Source organism: Nocardioides sp. NPDC058538, from assembly GCF_042719275.1.
Lineage (GTDB): Bacteria > Actinomycetota > Actinomycetes > Propionibacteriales > Nocardioidaceae > Nocardioides.
In genome coordinates this window covers 118,559-130,745 of record NZ_JBHXNY010000002.1, presented here as the reverse complement: position 1 = coordinate 130,745, position 12,187 = coordinate 118,559, and the positions used below count along the sequence as shown (strand labels likewise).

At 71.6% G+C, this 12,187-nt stretch carries 8 protein-coding genes; 3 read left to right on the top strand and 5 right to left on the bottom strand.

The features are described 5' to 3' along the window. Positions 1 to 25 precede the first annotated feature (25 nt). On the top strand, positions 26 to 2,149 hold the full coding sequence (locus ACFWQC_RS02595) for an acetate--CoA ligase family protein (RefSeq protein ID WP_378672645.1): 2,124 nt from the start codon (positions 26 to 28) through the stop codon (positions 2,147 to 2,149). A gap of 114 nt (positions 2,150 to 2,263) precedes the next feature. Further along, the gene (locus tag ACFWQC_RS02590) at positions 2,264 to 2,785 is read left to right on the top strand and encodes a hypothetical protein (protein ID WP_378672642.1); all 522 of its coding nucleotides are present in this window, start codon (positions 2,264 to 2,266) and stop codon (positions 2,783 to 2,785) included. On the opposite strand, the gene ACFWQC_RS02585 is transcribed toward ACFWQC_RS02590, so the two are convergent. The 3 genes from ACFWQC_RS02585 to gabT form a co-directional block, all read right to left on the bottom strand. Then, on the bottom strand, positions 2,782 to 6,234 hold the full coding sequence (locus ACFWQC_RS02585; protein WP_378672639.1) for an indolepyruvate ferredoxin oxidoreductase family protein: 3,453 nt from the start codon (positions 6,232 to 6,234) through the stop codon (positions 2,782 to 2,784). The genes ACFWQC_RS02590 and ACFWQC_RS02585 overlap by 4 nt on opposite strands. A 166-nt stretch (positions 6,235 to 6,400) precedes the next feature. Then, positions 6,401 to 7,876 (bottom strand): NAD-dependent succinate-semialdehyde dehydrogenase, encoded by a 1,476-nt coding sequence (locus tag ACFWQC_RS02580; protein ID WP_378672636.1) that lies wholly within the window; start codon positions 7,874 to 7,876, stop codon positions 6,401 to 6,403. After that, entirely contained in the window at positions 7,873 to 9,210 is a 1,338-nt protein-coding gene (gene gabT, locus ACFWQC_RS02575; RefSeq protein ID WP_378672633.1) for a 4-aminobutyrate--2-oxoglutarate transaminase, read from the bottom strand. The genes ACFWQC_RS02580 and gabT overlap by 4 nt, the downstream gene beginning before the upstream one ends. Positions 9,211 to 9,281: 71 nt before the next feature. Between gabT and ACFWQC_RS02570 the strand changes: the two genes are divergently transcribed. Beyond that, positions 9,282 to 10,172, top strand: a complete 891-nt coding sequence (locus ACFWQC_RS02570) for a LysR family transcriptional regulator (protein ID WP_378673076.1) — start codon at positions 9,282 to 9,284, stop codon at positions 10,170 to 10,172. Here ACFWQC_RS02570 and ACFWQC_RS02565 read toward each other — a convergent pair. Together ACFWQC_RS02565 and ACFWQC_RS02560 are read right to left on the bottom strand one after the other, a co-directional pair. After that, positions 10,145 to 10,741, bottom strand: coding sequence for an adenylate kinase (locus ACFWQC_RS02565; RefSeq protein WP_378672630.1), 597 nt, complete (start codon positions 10,739 to 10,741; stop codon positions 10,145 to 10,147). The two genes, ACFWQC_RS02570 and ACFWQC_RS02565, sit on opposite strands and share 28 nt — an antisense overlap. Positions 10,742 to 10,827: 86 nt before the next feature. After that, positions 10,828 to 12,186, bottom strand: coding sequence for a flavin monoamine oxidase family protein (locus ACFWQC_RS02560; RefSeq protein ID WP_378672627.1), 1,359 nt, complete (start codon positions 12,184 to 12,186; stop codon positions 10,828 to 10,830). Position 12,187 lies beyond the last annotated feature (1 nt).

The window sequence follows — 12,187 nt, the reverse complement described above, 5'->3', positions numbered from 1 at the left end:
GCGCCTGCGCTACGGAGGTGGCGCCATGAGCACCCTCGACGCCGACCGGCTGCAGGAGTTCTTCCGCCCGAAGTCGGTCGCCCTGGTGGGGGCGACCGACAAGTCGGGCTGGTCACTGAGCACCTACAACAACCTTCTTCAGCACGGCTTCTCCGGTGACGTGCACCTGGTGAACCCCAAGACGCCTGTCGTCCACGGCGCCGAGACCCACCGCAGCCTCTCCGCCATCCCGGGCCCGGTCGACCTCGTCTATGTCATGACGCCGATCGAGGTCGTGCCGCTGGTCCTGGAGGAGGGTGCGGCCCGCGGCATCCGGAACTACGTCATCCTCACCGCCGGCTACGGCGAGGTCGGCGAGGAGGGCGCGGTTCGCGAGCAGGAGGTCGCCGACCTCGCCCGCAGGCACGACCTGACCGTCCTCGGCCCGAACGGCAACGGGTTCATCAACGCGGCCGACTCGATCACGCCGTACGGGCTGCCGATCCCCCCGCCGCTCCTGGGTGGGTCCGTCGGGGTCGTGCTGCAGAGCGGTGCGCTGGCCAGCAACGTGCTGGCCTTCGCCCAGGCCCGCAACATCGGGATCTCGCTCCTGGTCTCGATGGGCAACGAGACCGCGATGTCGGTGACCGACGTGATGAACGCGCTGGTCGAGGCGCCGAACACCAAGGTGATCGCGCTCTTCCTGGAGAGCATCCGGCACCCGGAGGAGTTCGCCGAGATCGCCCGGCGGGCGCTGGCGGCGGGCAAGCCGATCGTGGCGCTCAAGATCGGCCGCAGCGTCAAAGCGTCCCGGACCGCACAGGCCCACACGGGTGCGTTGGTGGGTGACGACAAGACCGTCGACGCCGCCTTCCGTCAGCTCGGCGTGATCCGCGTGAGCTCGTTGGAGGACCTGATGGTCACCGCCGGCATGCTGGCCGAGACCGGCCCGCTCCCGGGCAACCGGATCGGCGTCGTCACCCCCTCGGGCGGCGCCTCCGAGATCATCTCCGACCGTGCCGAGGACGAAGGGCTCGAGCTCCCGGAGTTCGCCGAGGCGACCACGGCAGCCCTCCGGGAGGTACTGCCGCCCTTCGCCACGCCGAACAACCCGCTCGACGTCACCGGCTACGTGCTGCTCGACCGGCAGCTCATGTCGAAGTCCCTCGACGTCGTCGCCGCCGATCCTGGTGTCGACGTCATCATGCTGCTGCAGGACATGCCCCGGGCGACACCCGACTTCGACCTCGCGGTGGAGACCTACCGGCACACGGCCGGGGTGATCCGCTCCTCGCCGAAGCCGGTAGTGATCGTGGGCAACGTCCTGATCGACGTGAGCGAGACCGGGCGGGCCCTTCGAGAGGCGGCCGGCTACCCGCAGATCGCGGGTGGCATCGAGCACGGGATGACTGCGCTGGGCCACGCGGTCCGCTGGTCGCAGACCTACCGGAACCATCAGGCCGGCGAGGATGCGCCGGTCGCGGTCGAGGTGACCGTCGCGGACGGGCTGCCACCACGCACCGGGACGTGGACCGAGCGTCACGCGTCCGCGTTCCTGGCCGCCAACGGCATCCCGATGGTGCCGTCCCGGGTGGCCACATCCCCCGACGAGGCCGCGCGCCACGCCGAGGAGGTCGGCTTTCCCGTGGTGCTGAAGGCGGCCGCCGACGATCTGGAGCACAAGAGCGACCTCGGTGGCGTGGAGCTCGGCCTGCACGACGCGGAATCGGTACGCGCCGCGGCAGCGCGGATCGCCGACTCCCTCGCGAAGGCGGGCCACGACGGCACCACGACCGTCGTCCAGCCGATGCGCTCGGGTGGCACGGAACTGCTCGTCGGTGTCGTCCGCGACCCGTCGTGGGGGCTCACCCTGGCGGTCGCGATGGGCGGTGTCTGGGTCGAGATCCTCGGCGACTCCCAGCTCCGCCTGCTACCGGTCTCGGAGGCCGAGGCCCGGCAGGCGGTCGAGTCGCTGCGCAGCGCCGCCGTCCTCCGGGGTGCCCGCGGCCAGGCTCCGGTCGACCTGGACGCGCTCGCCGGCGTGGTGGCCGGGATCGGCGCGATCGCCGTGGCCCTCGGCGACGAGCTCGAGTCGCTCGAGGTCAACCCGCTGCTGGTCTCCGGAGACCGGATCGAGGCGCTCGACGCGCTGATCACCTGGCGGAGCTGAGCCGCCCACTCCGGCCCGGGGCGCGAACAGCGCCTCTGGCCGGAGTGGCCTCGCGACGACCGGTCCCGGCGTCGGCTAGATTGCCGGTCACCGAAAGCCCGAGAAGGAGCTCAGATGACCGCACCACTGGCACGTACGGCACAGATGATGGCGCTCGCTTTCATGACCATGGTCGTGGGGCTGGGGGTCATCGTCGCGCTCAGCATCCCCGACGCTGACCTGCAGCTGCCCTCGGCGTACGTCATCGGCGGGCAGGTCGCGGCCGGCGTGGTCTTGGCCGTGCTGTGCTCGGCGATCGGCTTCCGCGCCGTGCCGGTCACGCCCGGGACCCCGCCGGAGAAGGCGACCAGCGAGGGTCTCCAGAAGCACCAGACGTCGATGATCCTGCGGCTCGTCCTCAGCGAGGTCGTCGCGCTCGTCTCTCTCGCCCTGGCCTTCGTCCTCACCGAGGGGCAGCTGATGACGTACCTCATCGGTGGCGCCATCTCGCTGGTGCTGATGGCCTACTTCGCCTACCCGTCGGCTCGCAACATCCGCAAGGTAGAGGCCAGCCTCGACAGCGCTGGTGCGCCGTCGAGGCTGGCAGAGGCGTTCGGCGTGGGTGAGGGTCCGTCCAGCACCCACAAGGTGCTCTAGATCGTCAGGTCGATCCCCTCGGCGGCGAGGGCCTCGCGGTAGGCCTCGACGTTGCGCATCTTCACGTTCTCGTAGCCCCGCACCATGTCCGGGAGCTCCGCGAGCCGGACGGCCCGGGCGTAGGACTCCTCGGTGAGCTCGGCGGCGAGCGAGTCGACGAGCTCGGTGTAGTGCGCGAGGAGGGCCCGCTCGGCGCGGCGTACGTGGGCCTGACCGAACGGGTCGAGGAACGTGCCGCGGAGGAACTTCATGGTCGCCAGCAGGCGGAGCATGAAGTGGGTGCGCGGCCCGAAGGTCATCTTGCGACCCTTCAGGAACGCCCCGAACACCGGCGGGGACAGCTTGAAGCTGATCCTGCCCTGCACCTCGGCACGGACACCGTCCAGGGCGGCCGGTGCGGTGAGCAGCCGGGCGACCTCGTACTCGTCCTTGTAGGCGGTGAGCTTGAACAGGTAGCGGGCGACCGCCTCGGAGAAGCGGGTGTCCGCGGTCACCGAGCGCTCGGCGTTCCAGATCCGGTCGACGGTCTCGACGTAGTCACGGGCGATCGCCTGGTTCTGGAAGGCGACGAGCTTCGGGGCGCGGACCTCGGCGAGGCGGCGCACCTCGCCGTCGAACGTCGCGGCGTCCAGAGCCGGCACGGCGATCTCCTCGACCGGAGCGGTCGCGGTGCCGGTGACCTTGGCGAACTCCTCCGGCGCGGCGACCGAGGCGCGGCCCCAGCGGAAGGCAGCGACGTTGGCGCTGACCGCGACACCGTTGATGCCGATGGCCTCCTCGATCGCCTCGGCGGGGATCGGCAGGGCACCGGCCTGGTAGGCGGCGCCGACCAGCAGGAAGTTGGCCGCGGCGGTGTTGCCGAAGAGCGTCTCCGCCGCCGCCAGCGCGTCGAAGGCACGCAGCGAGGACGTCACGCCGTTCACGCGGGTGAGCAGCTCGTCGTCGGCCGGGTAGGCGATGTCCTTGTCGTAGACCATCGGCCCGGTCGGCGTCTTGCTGGTCGACACGACCGCGCGGGTGCGCGCCGGGTCGCCGTAGGCGAGGTTCTTGCCCTCGGCAAGGGTGAGCAGGTCGAAGCCGAGCAGCGCATCGGCCGAGCCCGGGGTGACCCGGTTGGAGGGGTCGATCGCGCCCGGGCCGAACCGCAGGTGAGCCGTCACCGGACCCGCCTTCTGGCTCATCCCGACCTGGTCGAGCGACTCCACGCCGAAGCCCGCGCGCAGCGCGGCAGTCGCGAGCACCTGGTTGACGGTGACGATGCCGGTGCCGCCGATGCCGGCCATGAAGACGCCGTACGTCCGCTCCAGCTCGCCGTAGCCCGGGTCGGCCACCGTCGGCGGCTCGGGGGTCGACTTCTTCGCCTTCTTGACGGTCGGGTCTGTCTCGACGGCCATGAAGGAGGGGCACTCCCCCTCGACGCAGGTGTAGTCGGTGTTGCACGAGGTCTGGTCGATGCGGGTCTTGCGGCCCAGCTCGGTATCGACCGGCTGCACGGAGAGGCAGTTGGACTTCACGCCGCAGTCGCCGCAGCCCTCGCACACGGCCTCGTTGATCACGATCCGGGTGTTGCGGGCCTCGATCGTGCCGCGCTTGCGCTGACGCCGCGCGTCGGCGGCACAGTGCTGGTCGTAGATCAGCACGGTCACGCCCTCGACGTCGCGAAGCTGCCGCTGGGCGTCGCCGAGGCGATCACGGTGCCAGAGGCGTACGCCTGCGGGGAACTTGTTGCGGCGGTAGCGCTGCGGCTCGTCGGCGACGACGATGATCGCCTTGACGCCCTCGTTCATCAGCTTGTGGGTCAGCTGCGCCATCTCGACCGCGCCCTGTCGCTTCTGGGCACCGGTCATCGCGACGACGTCGTTGTGGAGCAGCTTGTAGGTGATGTTGACCCCGGCTGCGACGCACGCCTGGATGGCCAGCTGCGCGGAGTGGAAGAAGGTGCCGTCACCGACGTTCTGGAACGTGTGGCCGGCGTGGCTGTAGGGCGCCTGCCCGATCCACTGCGAGCCCTCGCCGCCCATCTGGGTGATGCCGACGACCGCGCTGTCCTCACGCTGGGATGCGGTCACCAGGGTGTGGCAGCCGATGCCGCCGCCGCCCAGGCTCCCATCCGGGAGTGCGGTCGAGCGGTTGTGGGGACAGCCGGAGCAGAAGTACGGCGTGCGGGAGGTCGAGAGCAGCGGCAGGTCGATCCGGGCGGGCCCTGCGGCCTTCAGCTGGGCGTGGCCCTTCAGCGCACGACGCAGCGGCGCGAGCAGGCGGCCGGCGGTCAGCTCGCCGTCGAGCGGGACCAGCGGGACGCCGTTGCGGTCCTTCTTGCCGATGATGACGGGAGCCGACGGCTCGCCGTAGAGGATCTCGCGGATGCCCTGCTCGATGAAGGAGGTCTTGTCCTCGACGACGACGATCTCCTCGAGCCCGTCGGCGAACTCCGAGACGATGGTCGGCTCGACCGGCCACATCATCCCCAGACGCAGCACCCGGATCCCGGCGGCCATCAGGTCGTCGTGGCCGAGCCCGAGGTCCTTCAGGCCCTGGCGCATCGAGTCGTAGCACGAGCCGGAGGCGACGATGCCGACCTTGGCGTTCGGCGCCTTGACCTCGATCCGGTTGAGCCGGTTCTCGGCGGCGTACGCCTTCACGACGCCCATCCGGGGGCCGTAGAGCTTCGCCTCGGCGCCGACGATCCGGTCGGGGAAGAGCTCGATCTTGGTCGGCTCGTACGCGTAGGGAACCCCCTCCCACTCCGTCTTCGGGGTGACCGGGTCGAGGACGCCGATCTCCGGATTGACCACCCAGGCGCCGTCGGCGACGTCGGCGACGATCTTGAGCGCGACGACGCAGCCGGAGGCACGGGAGAGGGCGATGCCCTCCATGCCGTACTCGACGATCTCGGAGGCGTTGCGCGGGAACAGCACCGGGATGCCGAGCGAGGCCAGGGTGCGCTCGCTGACCGCGGGCACGGTGGACGACTTCGCGGCCGGGTCGTCGCCGACCAGCATCAGCATGCCGCCGGTGGGGTGGGCGCCGTACATGTTGGCGTGACGCATCGCGTCGAGCGCGCGGTCGACGCCGGGGCCCTTGCCGTACCAGACGCCGGTGACGCCGTCGTAGCGCTCGGTGTCGAGGGTGACGGCAGACTGCGAGCCCCACACAGCGGTCGCGGCGAGCTCCTCGTTGAGGCCGGGGACCACGGTGATGTCGGCGTCGGCCATCTCCTTCGGCAGACCCAGCAGCAGCTGGTCCAGACCGCCGAGCGGGCTGCCCGGGTAGCCGGAGATGAAGGTGCCGGTCCGCAGGCCGCGGCGCTGGTCCAGCGCGCGCTGCTCGACGAGCATCCGCGCGATCGCCTGGATCCCGGTGAGCAACACCGGGCCGGCTCCGACTCGATAGCGGTCTGCCAGGTCATAGGCCTCGAACGAGGTCCCGGGCTCGAACACTGCGGTCATAGGGGTGACTCCTCAATCTGCCGGGCGGCGCTGGTGGTCCGTCTGGAGCGTTGTGCCGGGACTGCCGGGTGAGGCTGTCCCGAGGAAACACCCGCAGGGTGTGCGGGTGGTCTGAGTCACATCATCCTGGATGGGGCCTACGTGATGCCAATCACCAGGGGCGCGATCACCAGGCGACGCTGAGGTACTGCGTCTCGAGGTACTCCTCCAGCCCGGCCCGCGCGCCCTCGCGCCCGATGCCGCTCTGCTTCACCCCGCCGAACGGCGCCGACGGGTCGGAGACCAGGCCGCGGTTGACCCCCACCATCCCGGCGTCGATCCGCTCGGCCACGTGCAGCGCCTCGCCCATCTCGCCGAAGACGTACGCCGCCAGGCCGAACTCGGTGTCGTTGACGGAGGCGAGCAGCTCCTCGGTGTCGTTCCAGACCACGATCGGGGCCACCGGCCCGAAGATCTCCTCGCGCAGCAGCGGCGAGTCTGCCGGTACGCCGGTCAGGACCGTGGGCGCGTAGAAGTAGCCCTCCGAGACGGGGACCTCGGCGCGGTGGGCGATCACGGCGCCCGCGGCCACGGCGGCGTCGACGAGGCCGGTGACGGTGGCGTACGCCTTCGCGGAGATGAGCGGGCCGATGTCGCTGCCCTGCTCGGCGGGGCCGACGCGGAGCGCCTCCACGGCCGCACCGAGGCGGGCGGTGAACTCCTCGGCGACGTCGGCGTGGACGTAGAGCCGGTTGGCCGCGGTGCAGGCCTGTCCCCCGTTGCGGAACTTCGCGACCATCGCGCCCTCGACCGCGGCTTCGATGTCCGCGGAGGACGCCACCACGAACGGCGCGTTGCCGCCGAGCTCCATCGAGGTGTTCACGACCCGGTCAGCGGCCTGGCGCAGCAGGATGCGGCCGACGCCGGTCGAGCCGGTGAAGGAGATCTTGCGGACCCGTGCGTCGGCGAGCCAGGTGCTGACGATGGCGGCGGCGTCCAGGCCCGGCACCACGTTGACGACGCCGTCCGGCACACCGGCCTCGGCGATCAGCCGGGCGACCGCGAGGGCGGTCAGGGGCGTCTCGGCGGCGGGCTTGAGCACGACGGTGCAGCCGGCCGCGAGGGCCGGGGCGATCTTTCGGGTGGCCATCGCTGCCGGGAAGTTCCACGGCGTCACAAGGGCGGCGACACCCACGGGCTTGTGCGTGACGATGGTGCGGGTGCCGCCGGCCGGCGAGGGACCGAAGTCGCCGTGCGGCCGCACGGCCTCCTCGGCGTACCAGCGGAAGAACTCGGCGGCGTAGACGACCTCGCCGCGGGCGTCGGTGAGGGACTTGCCGTTCTCGAGCGCGATCAGGGCGGCGAGCTCGTCGGCGTCGCGGAGCATCAGGTCGCGGACCCGGCTGAGCAGGTCGCTGCGGGTGCGCGGCGGCAGGGCCGACCACGCGGGCAGCGCCTCGGCGGCCGCGTCGACGGCCGCGGTCGCGTCCTCGGTGCTGCCGTCGGCGACGTCGGCGACGTGCTCACGGGTGGCGGGGTTCTCGACCGCGAAGACGCCGGCGCCGCCCGGACGCCACCGGCCGCCGACGAGGACGCCGCTGCCGGGCTCGAGGGCGTCGAGGTAGCCGGGCTGGGTGTTCGTAGGCTCGGTGCTCGTGGTCACTTGGTCTCCTCCAGTGCGGTCGTGAATACGTCCAGGGCCTCGTCGAGCAGCTCGTCGGAGATGCTCAGCGGGGGCAGGAAGCGGATGACGTTGCCCCAGGTGCCACAGGTCAGGGTGATGACGCCCTGGCTGTGAGCGTAGGCGGCGACGGCCTTGGCGACCGCGCCGTCGGGGTCGCCGGTCGCCGGGTCGACGAACTCGGCGGCGATCATGGCGCCCCGGCCGCGTACGTCACCGATGCGCCGGTCGCTCACCTGCAGGTCACGGAGCCTGCCGAGGAGACGCTCCTCGATGGCCCGGGCCCGGCTGAGCAGGTCCTCGGCCTCGATGGTCTCGATCACGGCCAGCGCGGCGGCGCAGGCGAGCGGGTTGCCACCGTAGGTGCCGCCCAGGCCGCCCGGGTGGACGGCGTCCATGACGTCGGCGCGGCCGGTCACCGCGGAGAGCGGCAGGCCGCCGGCGATGCCCTTGGCGCTGACCACCAGGTCCGGGACGACGTCGTCGTGCTCGACCGCGAACCAGGTGCCGGTGCGGCCGAAGCCGGACTGCACCTCGTCGGCCACGAAGATCACGTCGTTGGCGCGACACCACTCCGCCAGCGCGGAGAGGAAGCCGGGCGCCGGGACGATGAAGCCGCCCTCGCCCTGCACCGGCTCGATCACGACGGCGGCGAGGTTCTCGGCACCGACCTGCGTCTCGATCAGCGAGGTCGCCCGGGCCGCCGCCAGCTTGCCGTCGATCTCGGAAGCGTCGCGGAACGGGTAGGACATCGGCGCCCGGTAGACCTCGCCCGCGAACGGCCCGAAGCCGTGCTTGTAGGGCATGTTCTTCGCGGTCATCGCCATGGTGAGGTTGGTGCGCCCGTGGTAGGCGTGGTCGAAGACGACGACCGCGTCCTTGCCGGTGAACGAGCGGGCGATCTTGACCGCGTTCTCGACGGCCTCGGAGCCGGAGTTGAACAGCGCGGTGCGCTTCTCGTGGTCGCCGGGGGTGAGCCGGGCGAGCTGCTCGGCGACGGTCACGTAGCCCTCGTAGGGCGTGACCATGAAGCAGGTGTGGGTGAAGGCGGCCACCTGCTCGGAGACCGCGTCGACCACCTTGGCCGCGCTGGAGCCGACGGTGGTCACCGCGATGCCGGAGCCGAGGTCGATGAAGCGGTTGCCGTCGACGTCCTCGACGATCCCGCCGGCCGCGCGCGCGGCGAAGACGGGCATGGTCGTGGCCACGCCCTGGCTCACGGCCGCGACCTTGCGGGCCATGAGCTCCTGGGATCGCGGGCCGGGAAGCGGCGTACGCAGGAGACGGGACTGTTCGAGGGTCGAGGGCTCGGTCATGGGTCCAGCATGGCCCTCCGCGACACATGTCGTCCAAGACCTTTTGACTACTATAATCATGTCTCGTGAGCATGGATCTGCGGCTGCTGCGCTACTTCGTCGCCACCGCCGACGCGGGCTCCGCGACCCGGGCGGCCGAGGTGCTGCACGTGACCCAGCCGGTGCTGTCGCGGCAGCTGCGCCAGCTCGAGGCGAGCCTGGGTGTTCCGCTGTTCACGAGGGAGGGACGGCGGCTGCGCCTCACCCGGACGGCCGAGGACCTCCTCCCCCGCGCTCGCGACCTGCTCGCGCACGCCGACGACCTCGAGCGCGCCGTCGAAGTCCTCGCCTCCGGCCGGCTCGACGAGCTCCATCTCGCCGTGCCATCGACGACGCTCACCGACGTGCTCGCGCCGTTCCTGGCGACGCTCGGGCCCGAGGACCCGGTCGCGATGGTCCGCGAGCTCGATCCGCGCGGCGCGGTCGCGGCCGTCCGTGCCGGCGCCGACCTGGCGATCGTCACCCGGCCGCCGGGCCGGTCCCTGGCCTCCCGCGCTCTGGCCGTGCTGCCGGTGTGGGCCTATGTGCGGCCCGACGACCCGTGGGCGGGGCGGGGGTCCGTGGACGTACGCGATCTGGTGGCGCGGCCGCTCGTGCTCCTCACCGAGGACCTGCGCCCGCGGCCGCTCCTGGACGCAGCGGTCGAGGACGCCGCCGTGGGTTACGGCGACGTCCTCGAGGTGTCCAACGCCCAGGTCGCGCAGGCGCTCGCCGCTTCGGGCCGCGGGATCGCGGTCGTCTCCGACGACCCACGCTTCGGCCTGGTGCCCCTGCACATCGAGGCACCGGCGGGAAGGGTCCGGATCAGGCTGTACGCCGCCTGGGACCCGCAGCACCACGCCGCCGACGCCCTGGCAGCCCTGGCCGAGCGGCTCTCGGCGTTCTGCGTCGAGCGCTACGGCGCCGAGGTCGCCGTCCGCTGAGATGACATCGCCGTCAGAGCAGCCAGGATCCGCTCGGTGACCTCAGCGACCGGGCCGAGGCCGTCGACGGTCGCGAGCAGATCGCGCTCGGCATAGTTGTCGGCGAGCGGGCAGGTCTCGGCGGCGTACACCTCCAGCCTCCGACGGATGACCGACTCGGTGTCGTCGGCGCGGCCCTGCTCCGCGCACCGGGCCAGGAGCCGGCTGACCAGCTCGTCGGGGTCCGCCTCGAGCAGCACCACCGCGTCGAGCCCGACGCCGGAGAGCTCAAGGAGCGAATCGAGCTCGACGACCTGCTGCGGGGTGCGCGGATAGCCGTCCAGGAGGAACCCGCCGGCGCAGTCACGCTCGGCGAGGCGGTCGGCGACCATGGCGTTGGTGATCTCGTCCGGTACGTACTCGCCCGCGTCCATGTACGTCTGCGCCGCCACGCCCAGCGCGGTCTGTTGGGCGACGTTCGCCCGGAAGATGTCGCCGGTCGAGATCGCCGGCACGGCGAAACGCTCGGCGATGACGGCGGCCTGGGTGCCCTTGCCCGCACCGGGCGGGCCCATGAGGAGTAGGCGCATACGATGGGAGGACCTTTCTCGAGGGTGGCGCGCTCACCCCCACGATGAGCGCGCCCGATCGGAGGCTAGGCGTCGCTTCGCTGCGATCACGTTGCATTGCCGAGAACCCGGCGAGCGATCTCACCCCCCACACGTACGGCCCCGTCGACGTGCTGGAAGCCGTGCCCGGCGACGTCGCTGCTGCCGAACTCGATCGGCCCGAGCGGCTCGCGCAGCACCGCACCCCAGCGGGTCAGCCCGCCCAGGTCGAAGCTCGTCCCGTACGCACCGCCGGTGAGCTCCTGGTGCTGCCAGTCGCTCTCGACGAAGGTGAGCGGTTCGAGCGCCGCATCCCCGAAGTACGCCGCCAGCGACTCGAGCACCTGGCGCCGGCGCTCGGAGTCGGAGAGCCGGCCGGCCGCGTCCGCGCGCTCGTCGGAGACGAAGCCGACCAGCGTCCCGCGCTGCTCGCCCTCGGGGGTGTTGTCGTAGACCTCGTGGACCAGCTGCCACGGCGCGAAGCCGGTGCCGCTGAGTCCGTCGGCACGCCAGAACGGCGTCTCGTACTGCGCCTGCACCTTGATGACCAGCCCGAACGACTGGTGCTCGCGGGCGATCCGGTGCTCGGCCGGAAGCTCGGGGCTGAACCGGATCCGCTTGACCAGGGTCGGCGGCACCGCGAGGACCAGCCGGTGAGCGGCATGGATCTCGGAGCCGACGTGGACGACGGCGCCGTCCTCGTCCCACTCCACCAGCGTGACGTCCTGCCCGAGGCGGACCCGGTCCCCCAGCCGCTCGGCCAGCGTCAGCGGCACCCGCTGCAGGCCTCCGACGACCCGGCGGTCGAGGATCACGTCGGCGTCGACGAGGTTGCTGAACGACCCCGCGCTGGCGGCCATCTGCACGGCCTGGAGCGCGGAGAACGAGTGGGCGGGCTTCGTCAGCATCGCGGGCCCGATGTAGAGGGCGACGTTGTCGACCGCGACCGGGTCGTCGCACTGCTGCTCGAGCCAGGCACGGAAGGAGACGCTGTCGAGGTGGTCGGCGTCATCGAGCTCCCACGGCCGGGCCGGGTCCATGGCCGCGGCCAGACCGTCGAGCGTCTTGGTCAGCTGGGCGATGGCGGCCGTGGTGGCCTCGCCGACTGGAAGGTCGTCGCCGAAACGGTGCGCCACCCCCGCCTTGTCGACGTAGAGCGACTCGCCCTCGCGAAAGCGCGGGTAGGTCGGTAGGCCGAGCTCGTCGAGGACCCCGATCAGGGCGTCCTGGTCCGGCGAGACCCACTGGCCGCCGATCTCGAAGTCGGCCTCTTCCCCTGGCGCACCGTGGGCTTCGGTGCGCAGCCGGCCGCCGACGCGGTCGCGCGCTTCCAGGACGAGCACGTCCTGCCCCGCCTGGGCCAGTCGCCAGGCCGCGGTCAGGCCGGTGACCCCGGCGCCGACCACGATCACGTCATGGGTGGTCATG

Coding starts and splice junctions, on each gene's coding strand:
- ACFWQC_RS02595 (WP_378672645.1), top strand. CDS start 26: ATGAGCACCCTCGACGCCGACCGGCTGCAGGAGTTCTTCCGCCCGAAG.
- ACFWQC_RS02590 (WP_378672642.1), top strand. CDS start 2,264: ATGACCGCACCACTGGCACGTACGGCACAGATGATGGCGCTCGCTTTC.
- ACFWQC_RS02585 (WP_378672639.1), bottom strand. CDS start 6,234: ATGACCGCAGTGTTCGAGCCCGGGACCTCGTTCGAGGCCTATGACCTG.
- gabT (WP_378672633.1), bottom strand. CDS start 9,210: ATGACCGAGCCCTCGACCCTCGAACAGTCCCGTCTCCTGCGTACGCCG.
- ACFWQC_RS02570 (WP_378673076.1), top strand. CDS start 9,282: ATGGATCTGCGGCTGCTGCGCTACTTCGTCGCCACCGCCGACGCGGGC.
- ACFWQC_RS02565 (WP_378672630.1), bottom strand. CDS start 10,741: ATGCGCCTACTCCTCATGGGCCCGCCCGGTGCGGGCAAGGGCACCCAG.
- ACFWQC_RS02560 (WP_378672627.1), bottom strand. CDS start 12,186: ATGACCACCCATGACGTGATCGTGGTCGGCGCCGGGGTCACCGGCCTG.